The sequence below is a fragment of the Paraburkholderia sejongensis genome (assembly GCF_020880815.1).
GTDB classification, from domain to species: domain Bacteria; phylum Pseudomonadota; class Gammaproteobacteria; order Burkholderiales; family Burkholderiaceae; genus Paraburkholderia; species Paraburkholderia sejongensis.
Window position 1 is genome coordinate 253487 of sequence record NZ_JAJITD010000007.1, and the last position, 25514, is coordinate 279000.

Below are 25514 nucleotides of genomic sequence, written 5' to 3' on the forward strand. Positions count from 1 at the left end.
GAGCACCCGATGGACACGATTCTGAAGCTCGAGAACATCAGCAAAAGCTTTCCCGGCGTGAAGGCGCTGCAAGGCATTCATCTCGAAGTCGAGCGCGGCGAGATTCACGCGCTGCTCGGCGAGAACGGCGCGGGCAAGTCGACGCTGATGAAAATCCTCTGCGGCATCTATCAGCCGGACGACGGCACGATCACACTCGACGGCCAGACGCGCCACTTCGCGAACTATCACGACGCGGTGGCCGCCGGCGTCGGCATCGTGTTTCAGGAGTTCAGCCTGATTCCGTATCTGAACGCGGTGGAAAACATCTTTCTCGGCCGCGAACTGCGCAACCGCTTCGGGCTGCTCGCGCGCGGCCGGATGCGGCGCGCGGCGGCGGCGATTTTCCGGCGGCTCGGTGTGGCGATCGATCTGGCGGTGCCGATCCGCGAACTGTCGGTCGCGCAGCAGCAGTTCGTCGAAATCGGCAAGGCGTTGTCGCTCGATGCGCGCATTCTGATTCTCGACGAACCGACCGCGACGCTGACGCCGGCCGAGGCCGCGCATCTGTTCGCGATCATGCGCGAGCTCAAGCAGCAGGGTGTCGCGATGATTTTCATCTCGCATCACCTCGAAGAAATTTTCGAGGTGTGCGACCGCATCACGGTGCTGCGCGACGGTCAGTATGTCGGCACCACCACGGTTGCGCAGTCCGACGTGAGCCGGCTCGTGCAGATGATGGTCGGGCGTCGCATCGAAAGCAGCTTCCCGCCGAAGCCGCCGCCGCGCGCGGACGCGAAGATCGTGCTCGACGTGGTGCGCTTGCAGCTGTTCAAGGACAGCCCGCAGTTGAGCTTCACGCTGCGCGAGGGCGAGATTCTCGGCTTCGCGGGCCTGGTCGGCTCGGGGCGCACCGAGACCGCGCTCGCGGTGATCGGCGCGGAGCGGGCGTACGCGAAGGAGATTCGCATCAACGGCGCGGCCGCGAAGCTCGGCGATCCGGCCGACGCATTGCGCTCGGGCGTCGGCATCCTGCCGGAAAGCCGCAAGACCGAGGGGCTGATCACCGACTTCTCGATCAAGCAGAACATCTCGATCAACAACCTGGGCAAGTATCGCTCGCTGCGCTTCTTTATCGACCAGCGCAGCGAAGCGCGCGCGACCGCCGACATCATGAAGCGCGTCGGCGTGAAGGCGCCGACGATGCACACCGAGGTCGCGACGCTGTCTGGCGGCAACCAGCAGAAGGTCGTGATCGCACGCTGGCTCAATCACCACACCAATATCCTGATCTTCGACGAACCGACGCGCGGGATCGACGTCGGCGCGAAGGCCGAAATCTATCTGCTGATGCGCGAACTCACCGCGCGCGGCTACTCGATCGTCATGATCTCGTCCGAGCTGCCGGAGATCGTCGGCATGTGCGACCGCGTCGCCGTGTTCCGGCAGGGCCGCATCGAAGCCATGCTCGAAGGCGACGCGATCGAATCGAATGCCGTGATGACCTATGCGACCGCCGGTTCGCTCGGAGCCAATCATGAACACGCCTGACACCTCGCCGAAAACCTCGACCGTTGCGAGCGACACGCCCGGCGCGCCAGTGCGCTTCACCTGGGCCGCGCTGAAACGTTCGACACTGTTCTATCCGTTCATCGGCCTGCTCGCGGTGTGCATCGTGATGGTGTTCGCGAGCGACAGTTTTCTGTCGGCCGCGAACATCGAGAACGTGCTGCGCCAGGTGTCGATCAACGCGATCATCGCGGTCGGCATGACCTGCGTGATCCTGACGGGCGGCATCGATCTATCCGTCGGTTCGGTGATGGCGCTGGCCGGCACGCTGTCGGCCGGGCTGATGGTCGCCGGGATGAACGCGGTCGCCGCGCTCGCGATCGGCCTCGCGGTCGGGCTCGGCTTCGGCGCGGCCAATGGCTTCTTCGTCGCGTTCGCCGGGATGCCGCCGATCATCGTCACGCTCGCGACGATGGGCATCGCGCGCGGCCTCGCGCTGATCTACACCGGCGGCTATCCGATCGACGGGCTGCCCGAGTGGGTCAGCTTCTTCGGCAGCGGCAAGATTCTCGGTGTTCAGGCGCCGGTCGTGATCATGGCGGTGATCTACGTGATTGCGTGGCTGCTGCTCGAGCGGATGCCGTTCGGCCGCTATGTGTACGCGATCGGCGGCAACGAGCAGGCCACGCGCCTGTCGGGCGTGCGGGTCGCGCGGGTGAAGCTGATCGTCTACACGCTCGCCGGGTTGACCTCCGCGTTCGCCGCGATCGTGCTGACCGCGCGGCTGATGAGCGGCCAGCCGAACGCGGGCGTCGGCTTCGAACTCGATGCGATCGCCGCGGTCGTGATGGGCGGCACGTCGATCTCCGGCGGGCGCGGTTCGATCGTCGGCACGCTGATCGGCGCGCTGCTGCTCGGCGTCCTGAATAACGGCCTGAACATGGTCGGCGTGAATCCGTACGTGCAGAACGTGATCAAGGGCGGAATCATTCTGCTCGCGATCTATATCAGCCGCGACCGCAGAAAGTAACGTCTTTGTCCTCACTCCACACCTTCTCTATTGCCGGGACCATGCAATGACGACTCAATCCGATACGACGAACATGACCGCCATCGTCTGTCATGCGCCGAAAGACTATCGCGTCGAACAGGTGACAAAGCCGAGCGCGCGCGCGCACGAACTGGTGATCCGGATCGCCGCGTGCGGGATCTGCGCGAGCGACTGCAAATGCCATTCGGGCGCGAAGATGTTCTGGGGCGGTCCGAGCCCGTGGGTCAAGGCGCCGGTGATTCCGGGCCACGAGTTCTTCGGATATGTCGAAGAACTCGGCGAAGGCGCGGCCGAACATTTCGGCGTGCGCAAGGGCGATCGCGTGATCGCCGAGCAGATCGTGCCGTGCGGCAAGTGCCGCTACTGCAAATCCGGCCAGTACTGGATGTGCGAAGTGCACAACATCTTCGGCTTCCAGCGCGAAGTCGCCGACGGCGGAATGGCCGAATACATGCGTATTCCGCCGACCGCGATCGTCCACAAGATTCCGGACGGCATCTCGCTCGAAGACGCGGCGATCATCGAGCCGCTGGCGTGCGCGATTCATACGGTCAATCGCGGCGACGTGCAGCTCGACGACGTAGTGGTGATCGCCGGCGCGGGGCCGCTCGGTCTGATGATGACCCAGGTCGCGCACCTGAAGACGCCGAAGAAGCTGGTCGTGATCGATCTGGTCGAGGAGCGCCTCGCGCTCGCGCGCGAATACGGCGCGGACGTGACGATCAATCCGCAGAAGGACGACGCGCTCGCGATCATCAAATCGTTGACCGATGGTTACGGTTGCGACGTCTATATCGAAACGACCGGCGCGCCAGTCGGCGTGAATCAGGGGATGGACCTGATCCGCAAGCTCGGGCGCTTCGTCGAATTCTCGGTGTTCGGCGCCGACACGACGCTCGACTGGTCGGTGATCGGCGATCGCAAGGAACTCGACGTGCGCGGCGCTCATCTCGGACCGTACTGCTATCCGATCGCGATCGATCTGCTCGCGCGTGGACTCGTCACGTCGAAGGGAATCGTCACGCACGGCTTTTCGCTGGAAGAGTGGGATGACGCGATCCGGATCGCGAACTCGCTCGATTCGATCAAGGTGCTGCTCAAGCCGCGCGGGTGACAGTAGTGGATGAGCGAGCGCCTGATTCACGTGCGGCAGCTGTCAACGGAGACTCTATGAACTACGTCATCGGCGTCGATATCGGCACGCAGAGCACCAAGGCGCTGCTCGTCGATCAGCACGGCGCGATCGTCGCGCAGCACTCGGCTGCGTATCAGCCCGACACGCCGAAGCCGCTGTGGGCCGAGCAGTGGCCCGCGGTGTGGGTGAACGCGGTGCGCGAATGCGTGGCCGCGTGCGTCGCCGACGCGAAAGCGGCCGGCATCGCCGCCGCATCGATCAAGGCGCTGTGCGTGAGCAGCCTGTACGGCGGTTCGGGCATCGCGGTCGACACAGAGATGCGGCCGCTCGCGCCGTGCCTGATCTGGATGGACCGGCGCGCGACCGCGCAGGTCGAGTGGGTGCGCGAAAACGTCGATCTCGAACGGCTTTATACGATCACCGGCAACGGCGTCGACAGTTACTACGGCTACACGAAGATGCTGTGGCTGCGCGAGAACCAGCCGGACGTATGGGCGCATACGCGCTACTTCCTGCCGCCGAACGCGTACGTGATCTATCTGCTGACCGGCGAGATTGCGGTCGATCACAGTTCGGCCGGCAATCTCGGCGGCGTGTACGACATCGCGCGGCGCGACTGGTCCGACGAAGCGCTCGACATGCTCGGTATTCCCGCAACGATGATGCCGGAGCGTCTGGTCGAATCGTCGGAGGTGGTCGGCGGGCTGTTGTCGCAATGGAGCGCGCAGCTAGGGCTGGACGCGGGTACCGCGATCGTCGCGGGCGGCGTCGATGCGGCGATGGCGACCTTCGCGGCCGGCGTCACGCGCGCCGGCCAGCATGTCGCGATGATCGGCACCAGCATGTGCTGGGGCTACATCAACCAGCGGGTCGACGCGCGCCACGGTTTGATCAGCATGCCGCACGTGTTCAACGGCGCTCAGGATATCTACGTATTCGGCGGCGCGATCACCGCGGGCGCGTCGGTGACGTGGTATCGCGAGCAGTTCTGTCACGCGGAGATCGAGGCCGCGCGCGCGACCGCGCACGGCGATCCGCACCGGCTGCTCGAAGAGTCCGCCGCGCAGGTGCCGGCCGGCGCCGACGGCGTGCTGTTCCTGCCGTATCTGATGGGCGAGCGCAGTCCGGTGTGGGATGCGCAGGCGAGCGGCGCGTTTGTCGGGTTGAGCCTGTTTCATACCCGCGCGCATCTGTATCGCGCGGTGCTCGAAGGGGTGTCGTTCGCGCTGAAGCACAACATCGACGCGGGCCGCCAGGGCGCGCAATCGCTCGACGACAAACTGATCGTGGTCGGCGGCGCCGCGCATTCGGACCTGTGGATGCAGATCATCGCCGACGTCACCGGCTATCCGGTCTACACGATCGAGCAGGACGTCGAAGCCGCGATGGGCGCCGCGCTGCTCGCTGGGGTCGGCGCCGGGCTGGTGTCGCGCGAGGCCGCGCAGCGCGGCTGGGTCACGCTGGTCGAGCGCGCGCAGCCCGACGCGCGACGGATGGCTTTATACGAACAGCGCTTCGGCGTGTACAAGGACCTCTATCCGGCGTTGAAGCCGGTCATGCATCGTCTGCAAACATCATGAACGCTACTTTCGATTTTTCCGGCCGCTCGATCCTCGTGACCGGCGCCTCTAGCGGGATCGGCCGCGCGACCGTCGAAGCGCTGTGCGCGAGCGGCGCGTCGGTCGTCGCGGCCGCGCGCAACGTCAATGAACTGGCGCGGCTCGCCGAGCAAACCGGCTGCGAGCCGTTGACGCTCGACGTCGGCGACCCCGCCGCGATCGACGCGGCGCTCGCCGAGCTGCCGGTATTCGATGGACTGGTCAATTGCGCGGGGATCGCGCTGCTCGAACGCGCGGTCGATACGACCGCCGACAGTTTCGATCGCGTGCTCGCGGTGAATACCCGCGGCGCGGTGCTGGTCGCAAGGCACGTCGCGCGCGCGATGCTGGCGGCCAAGCGCGCGGGCAGCATCGTCAATGTATCGAGCCAGGCGGCGCTGGTCGCGCTCGACGATCACCTGAGCTATTCGGCGTCGAAGGCCGCGCTCGATGCGGTCACGCGCGCGCTGTGCATCGAATTGGGACCGCACGGGATTCGCGTGAACAGCGTGAACCCGACGGTCACGCTGACGCCGATGGCGGTGCTCGCGTGGAGCGATCCGGTCAAGCGCGACCCGGCGCTGGCCGCGATCCCGCTGCGGCGTTTCGCCGAGCCGGCGGAGGTCGCCGCGCCGATCATGTTTTTGCTGAGCGACGCGGCGTCGATGATCAGCGGCGTGTGCCTGCCGATCGACGGCGGCTATACGGCGAGATAAGCACTCACAGCATCGTGCGCACGTGCCACAGCTCGGGGAACAGCACCACGTCGAGCATCTTGCGCAGATACGGCGCGCCGCTGGTGCCGCCGGTACCCTGCTTGAAGCCGATGATGCGCTCGACGGTGGTCACGTGGCGGAAGCGCCATTGCCGGAACGCGTCTTCGAGATCGACCAGTTCCTCGGCCATCTCGTACAGCTCCCAATGCTGCGACGGATTGCGATAGACCTCGAGCCAGGCCGCTTCGACCGATGCGTCGTGTTCGGTCGGCCGGCTCCAGTCGCGTTCGAGCCGCGCCGGCGCAATCGCGAAGCCGCGGCGCGCGAGCAGGCGCACGGCTTCGTCGTAGAACGACGGCGCTTCGAGCGACGCCTTCACCTCGGCGTAGATGTCGTCGCGATGCGCGTGCGGCTTGAGCATCTGCTCGTTCTTGTTGCCGAGCAGGAATTCGATCTGCCGGTACTGATACGACTGGAAGCCCGACGAACTGCCCAGGTACGGGCGCATCGCGGTGTATTCGGACGGCGTCATCGTCGCGAGGACGCTCCACGCCTGCACCAGCTGCTCCATGATGCGCGACACCCGCGCGAGCATCTTGAACGCGGGCGGCAACTCGTCGCGATGCACGGCCGCGAGCGCGGCGCGCAGTTCGTACAGCGCGAGCTTCATCCACAGTTCGCTCGTCTGATGCTGGATGATGAACAGCATCTCGTTGTGATCGGGCGATAGCGGATGCTGCGCGTCGAGCACCTTGCCGAGCGACAGATAATCGCCGTAGCTCATCGACCCGGAGAAGTCGAGTTGCGCGTCGTGCCAGCCGGTGTCGGCGGAGGCGGAGGCGGAGGCGCTGGAAGTATTGGAAGCATTTGAAGCGCCGGCCAGGGCCGTTGCCGGGTTCCGCCCATACCCAAACGGGCAGCCTTGCGCGGCCGGTTCTTCCGGCAAGCCCGGCGTGTGCATGTGATCGTTCATTCCCGACTCCTCAGGTCACCGCGCCGCGCGCGGCAAATTCCGGGGCTCGCCAGCTTTCGCGAGCCAGCACGTCGCGCAGCGTTTCGACCGCATCCCACACATCGACGAAGCGCGTATAGAGCGGCGTGAAGCCGAAGCGCAGCACATGCGGTTCGCGATAATCGCCGATCACGCCGCGCGCGATCAGCGCCTGCATCACTTCATAGCCATGCGGATGTTCGAAGCTCGCATGCGAGCCGCGTTGCACGTGCTCGCGCGGCGTGACGAGCTTGAGCGCAAACTCGCCGCAGCGCGACTCGACCAGCTCGATAAACAGATCGGTCAACGCGAGCGACTTGCGGCGGATCGCCTGCATATCGGTTTGCAGGAACACGTCGAGCCCGCATTCGACCAGCGCCATCGACACCATCGGCTGCGTGCCGCACAGATAGCGCGCGATGCCCGGATCGGGCTGATACGTCGGATTCATTTCGAACGGCGCGCGATGTCCCCACCAGCCCGACAGCGGCTGCGCGAATTCGGCCTGATGGCGTTTGGGCACCCACACGAACGCGGGCGAGCCGGGGCCGCCGTTCAGATACTTGTAGGTGCAGCCGACCGCATAGTCCGCGCCGACGCCGTTCAGATCGACCGGCACCGCGCCCGCCGAGTGCGCGAGGTCCCACAGCGCGAGCGCGCTCTTGTCGTGGATCAGCTTCGTCAACGCGGCCATGTCGTGCATAGAGCCGGTGCGGTAGTTCACGTGCGTGATCATTGCGATCGCGGTGTCGTCGCCGATTGCGGCGGGCAACTCCGAAGGGTCGTCGACGAGGCGCAGTTCGTAGCCGCGATCGAGCTGCTCGATCAGGCCTTGCGCGATATACAGGTCGCTCGGGAAATTCGAGCGCTCGGACACGATCACGCGCCGCTTCGGATCGCGTGCATAGGCGACCCGCAGCGCGGCCGACAGCACCTTGAACAGGTTGATCGAAATCGTATCGGTGATCACGACTTCGTCTTCGGCCGCGCCGATCAGCGGCGCGAGCTTGTTGCCCAGGCGCCGCGGCAGCGCGAACCAGCCCGCGCTGTTCCAGCTGCGGATCAGGCCTTCGCCCCATTCGGCGCCGATCACGGTTTGCGCGCGCTGCGCGGCCGCGGCCGGCGGCACGCCGAGCGAGTTGCCGTCCAGGTAGATGGTGGTCGGCGACAGCGCGAACTGGTCGCGCAGCGGCGCGAGCGGGTCGGCGGCATCGAGCGCCAGGGCTTCGTCACGATGGTTCATGGTGGGTCCGGGGTACGGTCGGGAGGGTGGGTCTGTAGTGTTGGTCTGGAGCGGGGGTTCGGGTCGAGCGCTCAACTGCGCTCAATGTCCGTTGGTGTCCGTCAGTGTCATTCGGGCAGCAAACGCAGTACCGCGCGCACCGGGCTCGCGTCGAGCGTGGTCAGCTTCAGCGGCAGCGCGATCAGTTCGTAGTCGCCGGGCTCGACCGCGTCGAGCACGATCCCTTCGAGGATCGCCATCCGGTGCGCGCGAATCCGCTGATGTGCGTCCATCGTCTTCGATTCCTGCGGGTCGAGCGACGGCGTATCGATGCCGATCAGCTTCACGCCATGTTCGGCGAGCAGGTCGATGGTCTGCGGCGCGACCGCGCAGAAACCGCTGTCCCACTCGCGCGTCGGCGCCTTTTTGTAAGTGCGTAGTAAGACTCGCGGCGGCAGGTCGTCGAGCGCGCCGGTCAGGTGTTGTGGCGTCACAACAGGCGATGCGCCGATGCAATGAATCACCCGGCATATACCCAGATAGGTATCGAGCGGCACGTCGCCGATCGCGGCGCCGTTCGCGTCGTAATGGAGCGGCGCGTCGGTGTGCGCGCCGGTGTGCGGCGAGATCGTCAGACGCGCGACGTTGACCGGCGAGCCCGCGTCCATGCGCCACACGCGCTCGATGCCGACCGGTGTGTCGCCTGGCCAGACGGGCGTGCTGCTGTCGACGGCGGGGGTAATGTCCCAGAGGGTGCGCATGGCGGCGGTCGCGGAAAGTGTCTATGGGGGAATGATAGTAGTGAGGCCGCGCAATGTGATTGCGAAATAATCTCCTTCTTCGGCGTGTCTTGGAACATAATTTGAGTCAAACGGAAAAGGGAGACCGAATATGAACGCGATCTCACTCGACGCCACCGATTGCCGTATTTTGACGGTGCTTCAGCAGGAAGGACGGATCAGCAATCTGGATCTCGCGGAGCGCATCTCGCTATCGCCATCGGCCTGTTTGCGACGCTTGCGTCTGCTGGAAGAGCAGGGCGTGATCGAACACTATCGCGCGTGCCTGAACCGCGAAGTGCTCGGCTTCGAACTCGAAGCGTTCGTGCAGGTGTCGATGCGCAACGACCAGCAGAACTGGCACGAGCGCTTCGCCGACGAACTGCGCGACTGGCCGGAAGTGGTCGGCGCGTTCGTCGTCACCGGCGAGACCCATTACCTGTTGCGGGTCCTCGCGCACAATCTCAAACACTATTCGGATTTCGTGCTCAACCGCCTGTACAAGGCGCCGGGCGTGATGGACATTCGCTCGAACATCGTGCTCGAGACGCTGAAGGAAGATTCCGGCGTGCCGGTGTCGCTGGTGAAGAAGACGAGCGGGCATGGGGCCGCGCACAACGACCGGTGACGAGGGCGGGGCTGCCGCCGGTTGCGCGAGTTAGCGCGACGCGCGCACTTTGCTGTGGCGGCGCGGCGCTTCACTCAAAGCGGATCGAGACCGTGGAATTTGCCGCCCTGGAACACCAGCGGCGAAATCTCGGCGGCCTTCTCGTGCACGCCGCAACGCTCCACTTCGCCGACGAAAATCACGTGGTCGCCTTCGTCGTAGCGGCTGCGGTTATGGCATTCGAACCACGCGAGCGCGCCGTCCAGCACCGGCATTCCGGAGTCGCCCGCGGCGTGCGACACGCCTTCGAAACGATCCCCTTTGACAGTCGCGAAGCGCTTGCACAGATCGAGCTGCGACGCGGCCAGCACGTTGATCACGTAGTGGCTGTTCGCGCGGAACACCGGCATCGACGCCGAGCGCGTCGCGAGCGACCACAGCACCAGCGGCGGATCGAGCGAAACCGAGTTGAACGAACTGGCGGTGATGCCGACCAGCTGGCCGCTCGCCGCGCGCGTGGTGATCACGGTGACGCCGGTCGCGAACTGGCCGAGCGCCTGCTTGAATGCGGTCTGGTCGAAGTTGGGAGGGCTCGCGCGCTTCATCGGGGCAGGGTCCCCGGCACGCGCGGTGCTGAGACCCGGCGCAGGCGCGAATAAGAGCGCAGAGTTGCGCGGCTGGAAGCGAGTGATTCGAAAGTCATGGTGAAAATCGTCGATTTCCGCAATTTTAACTGCAATCGATGCGGGCGCCGCAGCGCAATGCGTGCCGTTTTCAATACGCATGCCGGGGCGGAGCGTTCGAACTCGCGCCGTCCATCTTCTTCACCCGACCCGCGCGTGCGTTTCTATACTCGATACACTGAGCCGCACGATTCGCTCGACGCGGCACCGCGCGTTCACGATCTTTTGACACGCGTTTTCGGCCATATATTCCGATCCGGTGGCGGTTGCAATGCGGGCCGCCGGTCATTTTTCTGTATCTGATTCTGGGGTGAAGCTTATGAACGAGACGGCAACGCTCGGTGGCGGGTGTTTCTGGTGCCTGGAAGCGGTGTATCTGGGTGTCGAAGGCGTGAGCGCGGTCGAGTCCGGCTATGCGGGCGGTCATACGCGCGAGCCGAGCTACGAGCAGGTTTGCGACGGCGAGACCGGCCACGCGGAAGTGGTGAAGGTCGAGTTCGATCCCGCGAAGATCAGCTATCGCGAGATTCTCGACATCTTCTTCGCGATTCACGATCCGACCCAGCTGAACCGGCAGGGCAACGACGTCGGCACGCAATACCGGTCGGTGATCTACACGCATTCCGACGCGCAGCGCGATACCGCGCTGCAGGCGATTCGCGAGATCGGCGAGCAACGCATCTACGACGGCAAGATCGTGACCGAGGTGGTGCCGCTCGACGGCAACTACTGGCCGGCCGAGGCGTATCACCAGAACTACTTCGCGCAGCATCCGAATCAGGGTTACTGCTCGTTCGTGGTCGCGCCGAAGGTCGCGAAATTCCGCCAGAAGTTCGCGCACCGGATCAAGGCGGGGTGACAGGCGCGGCTTCGCTTTTTGCGTCGCGCTCCTGCGCAAGTCGCGCATATGCCTCGACGATCGCTTCGGCGAGCTTCACGCAGCTGAGCGGCGCCGAACCCTCCGCCTTGTTGTTCACTGCGATCACCACCGGCTGGCCGGCCAGCGCATAGCGCGCGGCCAACTCGGCGAGCGACGCGCGCGTCGCCGGGTCTTCGTCGACGAGCCGGCTGAACGGCTCGTACTTCGCCTTCGCCTGCTCGTATTTGAAGCCGCCGTGCAGACTCCAGCGCACGATCAGCGGACCGGCCGGCTCGCCGTCGAGCAGCGCGAGCGCCGCCGCCTGGCGCAGCGGATCGGGCATCCGCGCATGAATGCCGACGCAGTAGCGCACGCCCGCCGCCTTCAGCATCCGGATGAAACGCGGCGTCAGCAGACTCGCGTCGCGAATCTCGACCGCGTAGCAACTGCCGTCGGGCAGCGTCGGCAGCGCGCCGAAAAACTCTCCAAGACGTTCGACGAACACCGCCGGCTGCGCGAGCATCTGATCCGGCAGCGGCGAGAACTGGAACACCAGCGCGCCGGCTTTCGCGCCGAGTCCTTCGAGACAGGGCGTGACGAACTCGTCGATCGCCATCTGCGCGTTCAGAAAACACGGATTCAGCGATACCGGCTCGCCGCGTTCGGCGCGCACGGTTGCGTCGGTGATCGTCATCGGCGCTTTGACGATGAAGCGGAAGTGCTCGGGCACCTGCTGCGCGTAACGTAGGTATTCGGTGACGGTCAGCGCCTGGTAGAACGAACGGTCGATGCTGACCGTCTTTAGCAGCGGATGCGCGCCGTACGCGCTCAGGCCTTCGCGCGAGAGTTTGCTGTTGCTGTAATCGTCGCCGTAGACGATTCCGCTCCAGCCGGGAAACGACCATGTCGATGTGCCCAGGTGAATCTGCGGCGGCAGTTGAGCGGCGAGCGCGAGCAGTTCCGGCGACGGCGGCGCGGCGAGGATTTCTCGGGTACGGCGTTTTTTCGGTGGCGCCGAGGATGCGGGGGCGGGGGCGGGGGCGGGTCGATCGTCCGCAGCCGAAGCCGTGGCCTCTGCCGTGGCCTCGGCCGCCGCTGGCGGCGCGGCCCCGGGTTCGACCGGCATCCCGAACAGATCGAACTGCCCGGCGTCGCCGGCAGCCTGCTGTGCAACTTCGCGATTGCCGTCGCCGTTCAACGGCTCGTCAACTTCACTCGTGCCACTGTGGTCCATCGATATCCGGTCTGCTGTTCAGGATTGCGCCGCGGCGAGCGTCTCATGCACGCGGCTGCGGCGCAAGCGCGTCACAGCGGTTTTTCGTACATGTAGCGGCGCGACCACGGCAGGGTCTTAGCGCTGCGGCCGGCTTTGCGGCACACCACCTGGAAGATCGACACGTCGTCGTTTTCGAACGCATACGCGCAGCCGGCCAGATACACGCGCCAGATGCGGAATTTTTCGTCGTCGACGAGCTTGCGGGCTTCGTCCGCGTGGGCCTCGAAATTCTCGGCCCACAGGTCGAGCGTGTGCGCATAGTGACGGCGCAGGCTTTCGACGTCGACCGCTTCGAGCCCGCCGCGCTGCATCGATTCGAGCGCGAGGCTGATGTGTGGCAGCTCGCCGTCGGGGAACACATAACGGTCGATGAATTCGCCGCCGCCGAGCGCGGTTTCGCCGCTATCGGCGTCGCTCGACGTAATGCCGTGGTTCATCGCGACGCCGTCGTCGGCGAGCAGATCGTGGATCTTCTGGAAATAGCCGGGCAGATTCTTGCGGCCGACGTGTTCGAACATGCCGACGCTGGTGATGCGATCGAACTGCCCGGTGACGTCGCGATAATCCTGCAGGCGGATTTCGATCTGGTTTTCGAGTCCGGCCGCCTTGACGCGCGCGGTCGCCAGATCGAACTGGTTCTGCGATAGCGTCACGCCCACGCATTGAGCGCCGAACTTCTGCGCGGCGCGCAGCACCAGCGCGCCCCAGCCGCAGCCGATGTCGAGCAGACGCTGGCCGGGCTGCAGCTGGATTTTGGTCAGGATGTGATCGATCTTCTTGATCTGCGCGGTCGCGAGGTCTTCGGTGCCGGTCTCGAAGTACGCGCACGAATAGACCATGTTCTCGTCGAGCCACAGCTTGTAGAACTCGTTCGACACGTCGTAGTGATACTGGATCGCCTTTTTATCCGAGCTCTTCGAGTGATTGAAGTAGCGTCGCACGCGCGCCAGCTTGCTCGCGCTCGTCACGGTGCTGCGCGCGAGCTGATAGCCGATATTGATGATGTCCGACAGCTTGCCCTCGATGTCGATCTTGCCCTTCACGTACGCCTCGCCGAGATTGTCGAGGCTCGGTTCGAGCAGATAGGGCAGCGCGGTGGCGCTCTTCACGTGTAGCGTGACCTGGGGCGCGGCGAACTGCCCGAAGTCGTGTTGCTGACCGTCCCACAGCACGAGGCGTGCAGGCAGGTTAGCTTTGGATTTGACCTCTTCAACCCACTGCGCCAGCTTCTTCTCCCAGAACATGCGATCTCTCCGTGTTCGTTGAATTAAAGCAAAGCTTGTGTGGATCGCAGGGCGCGACGCTTTTGCGCGAGTCGCGCGACGCAATCCGGCCGACGTGTGCCGCTACCTGGGCACGCGCCGGCGTGATCTTTTTATTTGCTCAGGGCGACAGGCGGGCGATCTGCCACGGGCTGCCTTCGTCCACGCGCGTGAACTGCAGGCGATCGTGCAGACGCGACGGGCGTCCTTGCCAGAACTCGATCGCGTCGGGCACGACGCGATAGCCACCCCAGTGCGGCGGACGCGGAGGATTGTCGCCGTATTGCAGGCTGATTTCGCGTTCGCGCACTTCGAGCTGCGAACGGCTTTCAATCACCTGACTCTGATTCGATGCCCACGCGCCGATCCGCGAGCCGAGCGGCCGCGACGCGAAATAAGCGTCGCTGTCCGCCTCGCTCGTCTTGACGACGCGGCCCTCGATACGCACCTGGCGCTCGAGTTCGATCCAGTGAAACAGCAGACTCGCGTACGGGTTCGCGTTTATTTCGCGGCCCTTACGGCTTTCGTAATTGGTGAAGAACACGAAGCCCCGTTCGTCGACGCCCTTGATGAGCACGATGCGTGCCGAAGGCCGGCCGCGCGAGTCGACCGTGGCCAGGGTCATCGCGTTCGGCTCGGGGAGTTGGGCGTCGATCGCCTGCTGGAACCACGTGTTGAACTGGCGGAACGGATCGTGGTCGACGTCGGCTACGTCGAGGGAGCCCAGCGAATAGTTTTTTCGAAGCTCGGCGAGTGAGATCATGTTCTTATGCGAACGCTACAGTCAGGAAAGTATAGCCAGGCGGCCAGTTTTTTGCCTGCGATTACATCAACCTGTGATGCACTGCGCGCCGCTCTGGTGCGAAGCTGCACGCTCGTGTGGCGGCACTCGATCCCGCGCGGTCCCGCGGGTCGCCACGCCCGCCGCGGGCGATCAGGCAAAATACCGGCTGCGCGCGCCCGTGTTCCACCGTGGCGCAGCGGCTTTTTTTCGTTCCGCCCGTGTTTTCGAGTCCTGCCACCATGTCCAGCACTACTGCGCAATCCGATCTTACTACCAGCCCCGATGCGAATGAAACCGCCGACCGCGCGCGGCGTTTCGGCGGCATCGCGCGTCTGTACGGCGCGCCCGCGCTCGCCGCGTTCGAAGGCGCGCACGTCGCGGTGATCGGCATCGGCGGGGTCGGCTCGTGGGTCGCCGAGGCGCTCGCGCGCAGCGCGGTCGGCACGCTGACGCTGATCGATCTCGACAATGTCGCCGAGAGCAACACTAACCGGCAGATCCACGCGCTCGACGGCAACTACGGAAAACCCAAGGTCGAGGCGATGGCCGAGCGGATCGCGGCGATCAATCCGTACTGCGACGTGCGGCTGATCGAGGACTTCGTCGAGCCGGACAATTTCGCGGCCACGCTCGGCGGCGGCTTTGACTACGTGATCGATGCGATCGACAGCGTGCGCACGAAGACCGCGCTGATCGCGTGGTGCGTCGAGCGCAAGCAGCCGCTGATCACGATCGGCGGCGCGGGCGGGCAACTCGATCCGACCCGCATCCGCATCGACGATCTCGCGCTGACGATCCAGGATCCGCTGCTCTCGAAAGTGCGCGGCCAATTGCGCAAGCAGCATGGCTTTCCGCGCGGGCCGAAGGCGAAGTTCAAGGTCAGCGCGGTGTATTCGGATGAGCCGCTGATCTATCCGGAAGCGGCGGTCTGCGATATCGATACGGAAGCGGAGCACGTCAGCACGTCGCCGGGCCACACCGGGCCGGTCGGGCTCAATTGCGCGGGTTTTGGTTCGAGCGTGTGCGTGACCGCGAGCTTCGGTTTCGCGGCCGCGGCGTATGTGTTGCGGGAGTTGGGGAAGCGGGCGGCGGGGTAGTTGCTCAGGCGGCGGCTCTTTGCAGAGAGCCGCTACCCGACACAAACATTTGAATCGATCGGTTCAGCGGATCAGTTCAGCGCCGCGCTCAGCTTGCGCCGCCATTGCGCGACCAGCTCGGGCTGATGCGCGGCCAGGTCGAACACCGACAGCATCGTCTTGCGGCCGATATCGTCACGGAACGCGCGGTCGCGTTGCACGATTTCCAGCAGATGTTCGAGCGCGTCCGCGTATTTGCGCCGCGCGATCAGCGCGCTCGCCAGATCGAAGCGCGCTTCGAGATCTTCCGGATGCTGCGCGACGCGTGCTTCGAGCGCGTCGGTCGGCGGCAGGTCGGCGGCGGCATCGAGCGCGTCGAGCCGGGTCTTGATCGCGTTGAAGCGTGCGTCGATCCCCTGGGTCGTTTTCGGCGACAGCAGATCGACTTCGTTGCGTGCTTCGTCGATGCGGTTGTCTTCGAGCAGCATCTCGATACGGTCCATGCGCGCGTCGTCGAAGCCGGGGTCGTACGCGAGCGCATCCTGCAGCAGCGCGTACGCATCTTCGCGGCGGCCTTCGGCCAGCGCGGTCTGCGCATCGGCGCGCGAGGCCGGCGCGCCTTGCGGCACCAGCCGTTCGAGGAACTCGCGCAGTTGTCCTTCCGATAGCACGCCGACGAACTGATCGACCGGCTGCCCTTCGGCGAACGCGATCACGTGCGGGATGCTGCGCACCTGGAAATGCGTGGCGAGTTCGTGATTCTCGTCGACGTTGACCTTGACGAGCTTCCATTTGCCGGCGGCTTCGGCTTCGAGCTTTTCGAGCAGCGGGCCGAGACTCTTGCAGGGGCCGCACCACGGCGCCCAGAAGTCGACCAGCACGGGCGCCAGAAGCGACGCCTTGATGACGTCCTGTTCGAAAGTGGCCAGAGTGGTGTCCATTACGTCCTCGTCGATAATTTCGGGATTGCGGCTAGGTGGGGCCGAATCGTGTCACTTCAATACGGGCTGGCGATGCGCGGCCTCCCGGTTGCCGCGCGCTCGCGAGCGAGCCGGCTACGGTCACTCGCGTTTATTTGCGCTCGCTTCTGTTCATTTGCGTACCGGCAGCGGAATCCATTCGGTCTCGCCGGGCACGTGGCCCATTTCCTGATTGGTCCACGCGAGCTTCGCGGCCTCGATCTTCTCGCGCGAGCTGGCAACGAAATTCCATTCGATAAAGCGTTCGCCGTCGAGTTTCTCGCCGCCGAGCAGCATCACGCGCGCGCCGTGGGTGCTCGCCAGCGTGACCGTTTCGTCGAGCGCGAGCACGGCCATCGTTGCCACTTCGAGCGGCGTGCCGTCGATTTCCAGATCGCCGTCGACCAGATACACGCCGCGCTCCTCGTGTTCCGGTTCGAGCGCGAACGCGCTGCCCGGCGTGAATTCGGCCGCTACATACAGCGTGCCCGAAAAGGTCGACGCCGGCGAGGTCGCGCCGAACGCGGTGCCGGCGATCACGCGCAGCGTCACGCCGTTGCGTTCGATGACCGGCAGCGTCGCGGCCGGGTGATGCGCGAAAGACGGCTCGGTGTCTTCGTCGGCGAGCGGCAGTGCGACCCAGGTCTGGATGCCGTGAATGGTCTGGCCGCGCGCGCGGTCTTCCGGCGGGGTGCGCTCCGAATGCACGATGCCGCGTCCGGCGGTCATCCAGTTGACGTCGCCGGGCAGAATTTTCTGCTCCGAACCGAGGCTGTCGCGATGCATGATCGCGCCGTCGAACAGATAGGTGACGGTCGCGAGACCAATATGCGGGTGCGGGCGCACGTCCAGACCCGTGCCGGGTTCGAGCGTTGCCGGACCCATGTGGTCGAAGAAGATGAACGGGCCGACGAGGCGCGCGGCCATTGCCGGCAGCACCCGCCGCACGGCCAGATTACCGATGTCGCGTATATGCGGTTTCAGAACGGCTTTGATCGAGGTAGTCATGGGCGGGCTCGGCGAAAAAGTGGCGGGAGAGAGGCTCAATGGGCGATTCTACTGCGCGTTGCGCATGCTCGACGGTAACGGCGCGCGCGGGGCATGAGCGACGAGCACTTGCCCGCTCACGCGGTAATGCAGCGTCCGCTACACTGCCGGATCGAATCGTCATTTATCACTATCGTGGAGAGCCGGATGTCGCCCAGGGATTTGCTGCTCGCGCTGGTCGTCGTGGTTGCGTGGGGCGTCAACTTCGTCGTGATCAAGGTCGGCCTGCACGGCGTGCCGCCGATGCTGCTCGGCGCGCTGCGCTTCACGCTCGCCGCGGTGCCGGCGGTGTTCTTCGTCAAGCGCCCGCAGATGCCGTGGCGCTGGCTGTTCGCGTACGGCGCGACGATCTCGTTCGGCCAGTTCGCGTTCCTGTTCTCGGCGATGTACGTCGGCATGCCGGCGGGCCTCGCGTCGCTGGTGCTGCAGGCGCAGGCGTTTTTCACGCTGATTTTCGCGGCGCTGTTCCTGCACGAGCGCTTCCGTGTGCCGAACGTCGTCGGCCTGCTGATCGCCGCGGCCGGGCTCGCGGTGATCGGTTTGCAGGGCGGCCATACGATGTCGGTAGCCGGTTTCGTGCTGACGCTGTGCGCCGCGTGCATGTGGGCGCTCGGCAACATCGTCACCAAGAAGGTCGGCAACGTCGACCTCGTCGGGCTCGTCGTGTGGGGCAGCCTGATTCCGCCGCTGCCGTTTTTCGCGGCGTCGTTCGCGTTCGAAGGGCCGCACGAGATCGCCGCCGCGCTGACGGGCATCAGTGCAATGTCGATCTTCGCGGTCGTCTATCTCGCCTTTATCGCGACGCTGGTCGGCTACAGCTTGTGGAGCCGCTTGCTGTCTCGCTATCCGGCCAGCCAGGTCGCGCCGTTCTCGCTGCTGGTGCCGATCGTCGGACTCGCGTCGGCTTCGTTGCTGCTCGGCGAGCAGTTGTCGCTGGTGCAGGTGGCCGGTGCGTTGCTGGTGATGGCGGGGCTCGCGGTCAATGTGTTCGGCGGCTGGGTCGCGCAGCGGCTGCTGCCGGCGCGTTGAGCGATGTCTTTCGCGCGTGGAGAGGGCGCGGTAGGTGATGCGCAAATAAAAAAACGGCCGTGAGGCCGTTTTTTTATTGCTGCGAACGCCGCGTGTCACGCGCGTGGGTCGTCACGTCATGCGGCTCTTCGCGAGCGGCGGGTTGGCCGCGAAATAGCGTTTGATGCCGGTCATGATCGCGCTCGCCATCTTGTCGCGATACGCGTCGTCGTTCAGACGCTTTTCTTCGTCCGGATTACTGATGAACGCGGTTTCGACGAGGATCGACGGAATGTCCGGCGCCTTCAGCACCGCGAAGCCGGCCTGCTCGACCGAGCCCTTGTGCAGCTTGTTGATGTCGCCGATTTCCTTCAGCACGAAGTTGCCGTAGCGCATCGAGTCGCGAATCTGCGCGGTGGTCGACATATCGAACAACGCGCGATTGACGGCCGCGTCGGCGGACTTCACGTTGATCCCGCCGATCTCGTCCGACGAGTTTTCCTTGTTAGCCATCCAGCGTGCGGCCGCGCTCGACGCGCCGTGCTGCGACAGCGCGAACACCGACGAGCCGCGTGCCTCCGGCGTCGTGAACGCGTCCGCGTGAATCGACACGAACAGGTCGGCGCCGACCCGGCGCGCTTTCTGCACGCGCACGTTCAGCGGGACGAAGAAGTCGGCGTCGCGCGTCATCATCGCGCGCATGTTTGGCTGCGCGTCGATCTTCGCGCGCAGCTTCTTCGCGATGTCGAGCGCGATGTGTTTTTCGTAGGTGCCCGAGCCGCCGATCGCGCCCGGATCTTCGCCGCCATGACCCGGATCGATCGCGACGGTGAGCAGGCGCACCGTGTTGCCGCGGTTCGATTTCGGCGTGGTGAAACCGTAATTGTCGTCGTTGCCGGCGAGGTTGTCGGCGCTGTCCTCGCGCGGAGCGGCGCTGCCCTTATTGCGTGCGATCGCGGCGGGCGGCGCGTTCGGCGTCGCGGGCGCGGCCGGCGGAGTGGACGGTCTGCTGGCGATGATCGGCGGCGTGCCCGCGCTCGTGCCCGGAGTCGTGCCCGGCGCCGCGCCGCGCGTGGGCGCATGCGCATGCGGCGCGGCCGGCGTGCCGCTATTGCCGCCGCTGCCTGCGCCGCCGTTTTGCGCGTAGCGCTCGAAGAACGCTTCGCTGTTGTCGGTGGGCGGCGGCGTGGAGCCGGGACCGGCGAGCGTCGCCGGCGGCGGCGCGTTGTTTTCCGCGTTCAGCGCGTCCTGCTTGCGCTCGCTCTGCGCGAGCAGCTCCATCAGCGGATCCGGCGCGACGGCCGGATAGAGGTCGAACACCAGCCGGTATTTATACGTGCCGACGGGCGGCAGCGTGAACACCTGGGGCTTTACCGAGCCCTTCAGGTCGAACACCATGCGCACCACGTGCGGCTGATACTGACCGACCCGCACCGACGAAATTTGCGGATCGTTCGGGGTGATCTTCGAGACCAGATCCTTCAATTCCTGATCGAGGTCGAGGCCACTCAGATCGACGACCAGCCGGTCAGGTCCCTGCAACAGTTGCTGGGTGTTCTGCAGCGGTTGATCGGATTCGATCGTCACGCGCGTGTAGTCGCGCGCGGGCCACACGCGCACGCCGAGCACCGAGCTCGCAAACGCGAGACGCGGCGCGACCAGACCGAGCAGCAGCGTCGACGCGCCGGCGCGCAGCATCTGCCGGCGGCGCCAGTTGTGCGTGGCGGTTGCCGCCGATTCGATCGAGTGAAACGGTTTGATCAACATCTTTCGAGACATGCCTTTCCTGATTCGCTATAGGCCCGGGCGACGAGTCTGCGCGCATCCGCGTCGCCTGCGAGTTCGAGCGAGAAGACGAGATCCGGCACGCCGAGCAGCGAGCCCGCGCGTTGCGGCCATTCGACGAGGCAGACCGCGCCGCTGTCGAAATATTCGCGAAAGCCCGCGTCGGCCCATTCGGCCGGATCGGTGAACCTGTACAGATCGAAGTGATAGAGCGCGAGTTCCCCGGCGGGACGTTCGAGCACGTATGGTTCGACGAGCGTGTAGGTGGGACTGCGCACGCGGCCGGCGTGGCCGAGGCCGCGCAGCGTCGCGCGCACGAGGGTGGTTTTGCCGGCGCCGAGGTCGCCGAGCAGTTGCACCTGCAAGCCGGTGAACGCGGGATGGTTCGCGCTGCCAGGTGTTTGGGCCGGCTGGGTTGACGTTTGTGCTGACGTTTGGGTTGACGTTTCGGTGTGCGGTTGAGCCGCTTGCGCAAGCGACGCCGCGCGCACACTTTCGAGCGCCTGCGCGAAGCGCGCGCCGAACGCCTGAGTGGCGGCTTCGTCCGCGAGCGCGATAGTGCGTTCGAGCAGAACGGGAGCGGACGGCAGGGTCGCGTGATCGGGATTGACAGGCATTCTCGTAAAATGGCGTGATGAACCGAAGTCCGACGTCCCCTGTTTCCAGCACGCCCGCGGCGGCCGATGGTGCCGCGCGCACTGAACTTCCTATCGGTGCACCAGCGCTCGCCGCGCTCGCGCTCGACATCAAGACGTGGGGCCGAGAACTTGGTTTCGGGGCGATCGGCATCAGCGATACCGACCTGTCGGCCGCCGAAGCGCCGCTTGCAGCGTGGCTCGAAGCGGGGTGCCACGGCGAGATGGATTATATGGCCAAACACGGGATGAAACGCGCGCGGCCGGCCGAGCTTGTGGCCGGCACGCGACGTGTGATCACCGCGCGGATCGCCTATTTACCGGCGAATACGTCGGCCGGAAAAGCGGTAGAGGATGCAGCTGACGGGGCGCTTGCGGCGGCGCGCGACTGGCGCGCGGCCGAGCATGCGCGGCTCGCCGATCCAGCGGCGGCGGTAGTGTCGATCTACGCGCGCGGCCGCGACTATCACAAGGTGATGCGCAACCGGCTGCAACAGCTAGCCGACCGGATCGCCGCGGCGATCGGGCCGTTCGGCTATCGCGTGTTCACCGATTCGGCGCCGGTGCTCGAAGTCGAACTCGCGCAGAAAGCCGGCATCGGCTGGCGCGGCAAGCACACGCTGCTGCTGCAACGCGACGCCGGCTCGCTGTTCTTCCTCGGCGAAATCTACGTCGATCTGCCGCTGCCGACCGACGCCGAAACCTCACCCGAGACCGCTCCCGAAACGCCCGGCTCGCATTGCGGAAGCTGCGCGCGCTGCATCGGCGCGTGCCCGACCGGCGCGATCGTCGCGCCGTACAAGGTCGACGCGCGCCTCTGCATCTCATATCTGACGATCGAATTGAAAGGCAGCATTCCCGAAGAGTTGCGGCCGCTGATCGGCAATCGCGTGTACGGCTGCGACGATTGTCAGCTCGTGTGTCCGTGGAACAAGTTCGCGCAGGCCGCGCCGGTCGCCGATTTCGATGTGCGGCATGGGCTCGATCGCGCATCGCTGGTCGAACTGTTCGCATGGAGCGCGGATGAATTCGACACCCGTATGCAGGGCAGCGCGATTCGCCGGATCGGCTACGAGAGCTGGCTGCGCAATCTCGCGGTCGGCATGGGCAACGCGCTGCGCGCCGCGCCCGCGAGTCTGTCCGCCGCTGCGCGCGCGGCGATCGTGCAGGCGCTGCGGCAACGCGCGGACGATCCGTCGGCGCTCGTGCGCGAGCATGTGGAGTGGGCGCTCGAAGCGGCGTAAAGTAGCGGCAATTCGCGGCGGCCGGGTTTTGCTGTAGGGTGCCCGCGCTCCATGCAGGCGCGCAATGCGGCGAACCATGGGACGCACCCACGCACCCACGCAGCCCGTCGCCATACCCCGCGACTGAGGAGCAGGCAATCATGTTCAACGCAGTGATCGATGCGCCGTTCGGCAAGGTCGGCATTCGTGTCGAAGGCGAGGCCGTGCGCGAGATCGTCTATCTGCCGGAGTCGAGCCGCAATATCGCGCCCGATACGCCGCTCGCGCGCGCGGCGGTCGAGCAGATCGAACGCTATTTCGAGCGTGCGTCGGCGGGCTTCGACCTGCCGCTCGCCGATGTCGGCAGCGCGTTTCAGCGTCGCGTGTGGCAGGCCATTAGCGAAATTCCGCCGGGCGTCGTGCTGACCTACGGACAACTCGCGAAGCAGCTCGGCAGCGCGCCGCGCGCGGTCGGCCAGGCGTGCGGCGCGAATTTCTTTCCGATCGTGATTCCGTGTCACCGGGTGGTGAGTTCGAGCGGTATCGGCGGCTTCGCGCATCACGGCGGCGACGGTTTTTTCCGCAACGTGAAGCGCTGGCTGCTCACGCATGAGGGTGTGCCGTACGCATGAGCATCGACGCAAGCATTACCGAAACCGCCGCGCAAACCGACAGCGCAAGCGCGCAAGCGAACCACGCAGCGGGGCCGCTGTTAGCGGCCAGCAACGCGTCGATCGATGCGTTCTGCGACGCGCTGTGGCTCGAACACGGCCTGTCGCGCAACACGCTCGATGCGTATCGCCGCGACCTGCGACTGTTTTGCGAATGGCTCGCGCACACCCGCAACGGCTCGCTCGACACCGTCAGCGAAGCCGACCTGAACGCGTATAGCGTGGTCCGTCAGAACGACAAGGCGACCTCGGCGAACCGGCGGCTGTCGGTGTTTCGCCGCTACTACGCATGGGCGGTGCGCGAACATCGCGCGACGAGCGATCCGACGCTGCGCATCGTGTCGGCGAAACAGCCGCAGCGCTTTCCGTCGACGCTCAGCGAGGCGCAGGTCGAAGCGCTGCTCGGCGCACCGGACATCGGCACACCGCTCGGTCTGCGCGACCGCACGATGCTGGAGCTGATGTATGCGAGCGGTCTGCGCGTGACCGAACTCGTCACGCTGAAGACGGTCGAGGTCGGGCTCAACGATGGGGTGGTGCGGGTGACCGGCAAGGGTTCGAAGGAGCGGCTGATTCCGTTCGGCGAAGAAGCGCACGCGTGGATCGAGCGTTATCTGCGCGACGCGCGTCCGGCGCTGCTCGGCGCGCGCGCGGCCGATGCGCTGTTCGTGACCACGCGCGCGGAAGGGATGACGAGGCAGCAGTTCTGGAACATCATCAAGCGGCACGCGGCGGCGGCCGGTGTGGATGCGCCGTTGTCGCCGCATACGCTGCGCCATGCGTTCGCGACGCATCTGCTCAATCACGGCGCGGACCTGCGGGTCGTGCAACTGCTGCTCGGTCATACCGATATTTCGACGACGCAGATTTACACGCACGTCGCGCGTGAGCGCTTGAAGTCGCTGCATGCGCAGCATCATCCGCGCGGGTGATTGCCGCTCAAACGAACTCGCGCAAGCGGTGCTTGAGAATCTTGCCGGTCGATGCCGCCGGCAGCGCCGCCAGCACTTTCAGTTCGGCCGGCCGCTTATACGGCGCGAGCCGCTCGCCGCACCACGCGATCAACTCGGCCGGCGTCACCGTCGCGCCCGAAACGAGTTCGACGAACGCGACCACCTCCTCGTTGCCTTCCACCGCGCGTCCGATCACCGCCGATTGCACGACCTGCGGATGCGCGTTCAGCACATGCTCGACCTCGGCCGGATAGACGTTGAAGCCCGAGCGGATGATCAGCTCCTTGCTGCGCCCGACGATATGCAGCGAGCCGTCCGCCAGCTGACGCGCGAGGTCGCCGGTCTTGAGCCAGCCGTCCGCGGTGACGGTCGCGCGAGTCTGCTCGGGGTTGCGGTAATAGCCGAGCATCACGTTCGGCCCGCGCACCCACAGTTCGCCGACTTCGCCGGGCGCCGCCTGCGCGCCGTCGAGCCCGACGAATTTCACCTCGACGCCCGGAATCACGTCGCCGACCGAGCAGTCGTCGCGTGGCGCATCGAGCATCGTGTGCGACACGGTCGGGCTGCTTTCGGTCATTCCGTAGCCGTTGTGCAGCGGCAGACCGTAGAGCGCCTCGGCTTGCGCTTTCAGCGCGGCGTCGAGCGGCGAGCCGCCCGAATACGCGAAGCGCAGTTGCGGCGCCGACCACGGGTGGCCGCTGGTTTGCAGATGTTCGAGCAGCTTCGCGTGCATTGCCGGCACGCCCTGGAAGATCGACACGCGTTCGTCGGCGAGCGCGCGACGCACGGCCTCCGGTGCGAAGCGCGGCGCGAGCCGCAACGTCGCGCCCGCATGCAGGCTGCCCAGGCACACCGACGCGAAGCCGTACACGTGCGAGATCGGCAGTACCGCATAGACGACATCGTCGGGGCCGACCTTGCGCAGGCGGCTCGAGACCGCCGCGATGTACAGCAGATTGCGATGCGACAGCATCACGCCTTTCGGCGTGCCGGTAGTGCCGGTCGTGTAGATCAGCGCGGCGCATTGGCGCTCGTTGCTCGTTTCGACCGGTTCGGGCTGCACGGTGTCGTCTAGCGCATAGGCCCATGCGCCGATGTCCGGCGTGAGCGCCGGCGCGGCCGCGGCCTGATGGCGTTGCGCGTGCTGGCGCGCATCGGGCGAGCTTTCCACGCCGTAAGCGATGACGCGCGGCTGCGCGTGCGCGCGGATGGCATCGAGTTCGGCCACCGACAGACGCGCGTTCGACACGAGCGCCCAGGCGTCGAGTTTCGCGGTCGCGAACAGCAGCACGATCTGCGCGATGCTGTTTTCCGCGACGATCATCACGCGGTCGCCGCCGCGCACGCCCCACTCGCGCAGCAGCGCGGCGGCGGCGTCGACCGCTTGCAGCAACTGCGCGCTGGTCAGGCTGCGCGCGTCCTCGATCAGCGCGACATGCAGCGGATCGCGCGCGGCGGCGAGCGCCGGGATTTCGCTGATGCGCGCGGGCAGGGCGGCGAGCAGCGCGGGGATGTCGATGGGGGTGTGGATGGGTGATGCCTGGTTCAACGCTGTCTCCTGTCGATCCGGAGTTGGCGCTTTAGCGCTTACTCCGGTCCCATGCAAAGCTCTTACTGCGGTTCGATGCAATGCGGTCGGCGCACATATCCGAACGATCGTGCCACAAGCCCGAACCCCGCACAATTAGCCGTTCGGCAAATAGCCG

24 protein-coding genes are annotated in these 25514 nt (G+C 65.7%); 12 read left to right on the forward strand and 12 right to left on the reverse strand.

What is annotated here, in order from left to right:
- The first annotated feature begins 9 nt into the window (after positions 1 to 9).
- The 5 genes from LJ656_RS16105 to LJ656_RS16125 are packed head-to-tail and all read left to right on the forward strand — an operon-like array spanning position 10 to position 5988.
- Positions 10 to 1530: a sugar ABC transporter ATP-binding protein gene (locus tag LJ656_RS16105; protein WP_230510401.1), complete on the forward strand. Its 1521-nt coding sequence runs from the start codon at positions 10 to 12 to the stop codon at positions 1528 to 1530.
- Complete coding sequence (locus LJ656_RS16110; RefSeq protein WP_230510402.1) at positions 1517 to 2518, forward strand: ABC transporter permease; 1002 nt, start codon at positions 1517 to 1519, stop codon at positions 2516 to 2518. The genes LJ656_RS16105 and LJ656_RS16110 overlap by 14 nt, the downstream gene beginning before the upstream one ends.
- Before the next feature lie 46 nt (positions 2519 to 2564).
- Positions 2565 to 3653 carry an alcohol dehydrogenase catalytic domain-containing protein gene (locus LJ656_RS16115; protein ID WP_230510403.1) on the forward strand — a complete coding sequence of 363 codons (1089 nt, stop codon included), beginning with the start codon at positions 2565 to 2567 and terminating at the stop codon, positions 3651 to 3653.
- A gap of 56 nt (positions 3654 to 3709) precedes the next feature.
- Positions 3710 to 5254 carry an FGGY-family carbohydrate kinase gene (locus LJ656_RS16120; protein ID WP_230510404.1) on the forward strand — a complete coding sequence of 515 codons (1545 nt, stop codon included), beginning with the start codon at positions 3710 to 3712 and terminating at the stop codon, positions 5252 to 5254.
- The gene (locus tag LJ656_RS16125; RefSeq protein WP_230510405.1) at positions 5251 to 5988 is read left to right on the forward strand and encodes an SDR family oxidoreductase; all 738 of its coding nucleotides are present in this window, start codon (positions 5251 to 5253) and stop codon (positions 5986 to 5988) included. Before LJ656_RS16120 ends, LJ656_RS16125 begins: the two co-directional genes overlap by 4 nt.
- Positions 5989 to 5992: 4 nt before the next feature.
- On the opposite strand, the gene kynA is transcribed toward LJ656_RS16125, so the two are convergent.
- From kynA to kynB, 3 genes are all read right to left on the reverse strand, one after another.
- Complete coding sequence (gene kynA / locus LJ656_RS16130; protein WP_230510406.1) at positions 5993 to 6961, reverse strand: tryptophan 2,3-dioxygenase; 969 nt, start codon at positions 6959 to 6961, stop codon at positions 5993 to 5995.
- A gap of 10 nt (positions 6962 to 6971) precedes the next feature.
- On the reverse strand, positions 6972 to 8222 hold the full coding sequence (gene kynU, locus LJ656_RS16135) for a kynureninase (protein WP_230510407.1): 1251 nt from the start codon (positions 8220 to 8222) through the stop codon (positions 6972 to 6974).
- A 107-nt stretch (positions 8223 to 8329) separates the two neighbouring features.
- Positions 8330 to 8962, reverse strand: coding sequence for an arylformamidase (gene kynB, locus LJ656_RS16140; RefSeq protein WP_230510408.1), 633 nt, complete (start codon positions 8960 to 8962; stop codon positions 8330 to 8332).
- Positions 8963 to 9092: 130 nt separating this feature from the next.
- Between kynB and LJ656_RS16145 the strand changes: the two genes are divergently transcribed.
- Positions 9093 to 9608 (forward strand): Lrp/AsnC family transcriptional regulator, encoded by a 516-nt coding sequence (locus LJ656_RS16145; protein WP_075302565.1) that lies wholly within the window; start codon positions 9093 to 9095, stop codon positions 9606 to 9608.
- Positions 9609 to 9682: 74 nt separating this feature from the next.
- Here LJ656_RS16145 and LJ656_RS16150 read toward each other — a convergent pair whose 3' ends face one another.
- Entirely contained in the window at positions 9683 to 10192 is a 510-nt protein-coding gene (locus LJ656_RS16150) for a flavin reductase family protein (protein ID WP_230510409.1), read from the reverse strand.
- Between the two features lie 397 nt (positions 10193 to 10589).
- Between LJ656_RS16150 and msrA the strand changes: the two genes are divergently transcribed.
- Positions 10590 to 11129, forward strand: coding sequence for a peptide-methionine (S)-S-oxide reductase MsrA (gene msrA, locus LJ656_RS16155; protein ID WP_230510410.1), 540 nt, complete (start codon positions 10590 to 10592; stop codon positions 11127 to 11129).
- Here the strand turns inward: msrA and LJ656_RS16160 are convergent.
- The 3 genes from LJ656_RS16160 to pdxH all read right to left on the reverse strand — a co-directional run bounded on the left by LJ656_RS16160 (position 11116) and on the right by pdxH (position 14430).
- Entirely contained in the window at positions 11116 to 12363 is a 1248-nt protein-coding gene (locus tag LJ656_RS16160) for a DUF72 domain-containing protein (protein WP_230510411.1), read from the reverse strand. The genes msrA and LJ656_RS16160 overlap by 14 nt on opposite strands.
- A gap of 71 nt (positions 12364 to 12434) precedes the next feature.
- Positions 12435 to 13649 (reverse strand): SAM-dependent methyltransferase, encoded by a 1215-nt coding sequence (locus tag LJ656_RS16165; RefSeq protein WP_230510412.1) that lies wholly within the window; start codon positions 13647 to 13649, stop codon positions 12435 to 12437.
- 139 nt (positions 13650 to 13788) lie between these two features.
- Positions 13789 to 14430, reverse strand: a complete 642-nt coding sequence (gene pdxH, locus LJ656_RS16170; RefSeq protein ID WP_230510413.1) for a pyridoxamine 5'-phosphate oxidase — start codon at positions 14428 to 14430, stop codon at positions 13789 to 13791.
- Positions 14431 to 14690: 260 nt separating this feature from the next.
- Between pdxH and tcdA the strand changes: the two genes are divergently transcribed.
- A complete protein-coding gene (gene tcdA, locus LJ656_RS16175) occupies positions 14691 to 15548 on the forward strand; it encodes a tRNA cyclic N6-threonylcarbamoyladenosine(37) synthase TcdA (protein ID WP_075302553.1) in 858 nt (285 codons plus the stop codon).
- A 71-nt stretch (positions 15549 to 15619) separates the two neighbouring features.
- Here the strand turns inward: tcdA and trxA are convergent, their stop codons facing one another.
- On the reverse strand, positions 15620 to 16468 hold the full coding sequence (trxA, locus tag LJ656_RS16180; RefSeq protein ID WP_230510414.1) for a thioredoxin: 849 nt from the start codon (positions 16466 to 16468) through the stop codon (positions 15620 to 15622).
- Positions 16469 to 16618: 150 nt separating this feature from the next.
- Positions 16619 to 17494, reverse strand: coding sequence for a pirin family protein (locus LJ656_RS16185; RefSeq protein WP_230510415.1), 876 nt, complete (start codon positions 17492 to 17494; stop codon positions 16619 to 16621).
- 186 nt (positions 17495 to 17680) lie between these two features.
- On the opposite strand from LJ656_RS16185, the gene LJ656_RS16190 reads away from it, so the two are divergent.
- The gene (locus LJ656_RS16190) at positions 17681 to 18562 is read left to right on the forward strand and encodes an EamA family transporter (protein ID WP_230510416.1); all 882 of its coding nucleotides are present in this window, start codon (positions 17681 to 17683) and stop codon (positions 18560 to 18562) included.
- Positions 18563 to 18673: 111 nt separating this feature from the next.
- Here the strand turns inward: LJ656_RS16190 and LJ656_RS16195 are convergent, their stop codons facing one another.
- Positions 18674 to 20320, reverse strand: coding sequence for an N-acetylmuramoyl-L-alanine amidase (locus LJ656_RS16195; RefSeq protein ID WP_230510417.1), 1647 nt, complete (start codon positions 20318 to 20320; stop codon positions 18674 to 18676).
- The gene (gene tsaE, locus LJ656_RS16200; RefSeq protein ID WP_230510418.1) at positions 20302 to 20943 is read right to left on the reverse strand and encodes a tRNA (adenosine(37)-N6)-threonylcarbamoyltransferase complex ATPase subunit type 1 TsaE; all 642 of its coding nucleotides are present in this window, start codon (positions 20941 to 20943) and stop codon (positions 20302 to 20304) included. The genes LJ656_RS16195 and tsaE overlap by 19 nt, the downstream gene beginning before the upstream one ends.
- Before the next feature lie 17 nt (positions 20944 to 20960).
- Between tsaE and queG the strand changes: the two genes are divergently transcribed.
- The 3 genes from queG (at position 20961) to xerD (ending at position 23787) form a co-directional block, all read left to right on the forward strand.
- Positions 20961 to 22205: a tRNA epoxyqueuosine(34) reductase QueG gene (queG, locus tag LJ656_RS16205; RefSeq protein ID WP_230510419.1), complete on the forward strand. Its 1245-nt coding sequence runs from the start codon at positions 20961 to 20963 to the stop codon at positions 22203 to 22205.
- A 140-nt stretch (positions 22206 to 22345) separates the two neighbouring features.
- Positions 22346 to 22816 carry a methylated-DNA--[protein]-cysteine S-methyltransferase gene (locus LJ656_RS16210; RefSeq protein WP_230510420.1) on the forward strand — a complete coding sequence of 157 codons (471 nt, stop codon included), beginning with the start codon at positions 22346 to 22348 and terminating at the stop codon, positions 22814 to 22816.
- Positions 22813 to 23787 (forward strand): site-specific tyrosine recombinase XerD, encoded by a 975-nt coding sequence (gene xerD / locus LJ656_RS16215; RefSeq protein ID WP_230510421.1) that lies wholly within the window; start codon positions 22813 to 22815, stop codon positions 23785 to 23787. Before LJ656_RS16210 ends, xerD begins: the two co-directional genes overlap by 4 nt.
- Before the next feature lie 7 nt (positions 23788 to 23794).
- On the opposite strand, the gene LJ656_RS16220 is transcribed toward xerD, so the two are convergent.
- Positions 23795 to 25357, reverse strand: coding sequence for a class I adenylate-forming enzyme family protein (locus LJ656_RS16220; RefSeq protein WP_230510422.1), 1563 nt, complete (start codon positions 25355 to 25357; stop codon positions 23795 to 23797).
- Between the last annotated feature and the right edge of the window lie 157 nt (positions 25358 to 25514).

Bases quoted from the DNA above. Each gene is read 5' to 3' on its own strand.
- LJ656_RS16185 (WP_230510415.1), bottom strand. From the start codon at position 17,494: ATGACTACCTCGATCAAAGCCGTTCTGAAACCGCATATACGCGACATC.
- pdxH (WP_230510413.1), bottom strand. From the start codon at position 14,430: ATGATCTCACTCGCCGAGCTTCGAAAAAACTATTCGCTGGGCTCCCTC.
- LJ656_RS16145 (WP_075302565.1), top strand. From the start codon at position 9,093: ATGAACGCGATCTCACTCGACGCCACCGATTGCCGTATTTTGACGGTG.
- LJ656_RS16110 (WP_230510402.1), top strand. From the start codon at position 1,517: ATGAACACGCCTGACACCTCGCCGAAAACCTCGACCGTTGCGAGCGAC.
- tsaE (WP_230510418.1), bottom strand. From the start codon at position 20,943: ATGCCTGTCAATCCCGATCACGCGACCCTGCCGTCCGCTCCCGTTCTG.
- LJ656_RS16150 (WP_230510409.1), bottom strand. From the start codon at position 10,192: ATGAAGCGCGCGAGCCCTCCCAACTTCGACCAGACCGCATTCAAGCAG.
- msrA (WP_230510410.1), top strand. From the start codon at position 10,590: ATGAACGAGACGGCAACGCTCGGTGGCGGGTGTTTCTGGTGCCTGGAA.
- queG (WP_230510419.1), top strand. From the start codon at position 20,961: ATGAACCGAAGTCCGACGTCCCCTGTTTCCAGCACGCCCGCGGCGGCC.
- LJ656_RS16165 (WP_230510412.1), bottom strand. From the start codon at position 13,649: ATGTTCTGGGAGAAGAAGCTGGCGCAGTGGGTTGAAGAGGTCAAATCC.
- LJ656_RS16125 (WP_230510405.1), top strand. From the start codon at position 5,251: ATGAACGCTACTTTCGATTTTTCCGGCCGCTCGATCCTCGTGACCGGC.
- kynA (WP_230510406.1), bottom strand. From the start codon at position 6,961: ATGAACGATCACATGCACACGCCGGGCTTGCCGGAAGAACCGGCCGCG.
- kynB (WP_230510408.1), bottom strand. From the start codon at position 8,962: ATGCGCACCCTCTGGGACATTACCCCCGCCGTCGACAGCAGCACGCCC.
- LJ656_RS16105 (WP_230510401.1), top strand. From the start codon at position 10: ATGGACACGATTCTGAAGCTCGAGAACATCAGCAAAAGCTTTCCCGGC.
- tcdA (WP_075302553.1), top strand. From the start codon at position 14,691: ATGTCCAGCACTACTGCGCAATCCGATCTTACTACCAGCCCCGATGCG.
- LJ656_RS16195 (WP_230510417.1), bottom strand. From the start codon at position 20,320: ATGTCTCGAAAGATGTTGATCAAACCGTTTCACTCGATCGAATCGGCG.
- LJ656_RS16115 (WP_230510403.1), top strand. From the start codon at position 2,565: ATGACGACTCAATCCGATACGACGAACATGACCGCCATCGTCTGTCAT.
- LJ656_RS16210 (WP_230510420.1), top strand. From the start codon at position 22,346: ATGTTCAACGCAGTGATCGATGCGCCGTTCGGCAAGGTCGGCATTCGT.
- trxA (WP_230510414.1), bottom strand. From the start codon at position 16,468: ATGGACACCACTCTGGCCACTTTCGAACAGGACGTCATCAAGGCGTCG.
- xerD (WP_230510421.1), top strand. From the start codon at position 22,813: ATGAGCATCGACGCAAGCATTACCGAAACCGCCGCGCAAACCGACAGC.
- LJ656_RS16160 (WP_230510411.1), bottom strand. From the start codon at position 12,363: ATGGACCACAGTGGCACGAGTGAAGTTGACGAGCCGTTGAACGGCGAC.
- LJ656_RS16120 (WP_230510404.1), top strand. From the start codon at position 3,710: ATGAACTACGTCATCGGCGTCGATATCGGCACGCAGAGCACCAAGGCG.
- kynU (WP_230510407.1), bottom strand. From the start codon at position 8,222: ATGAACCATCGTGACGAAGCCCTGGCGCTCGATGCCGCCGACCCGCTC.
- LJ656_RS16190 (WP_230510416.1), top strand. From the start codon at position 17,681: ATGTCGCCCAGGGATTTGCTGCTCGCGCTGGTCGTCGTGGTTGCGTGG.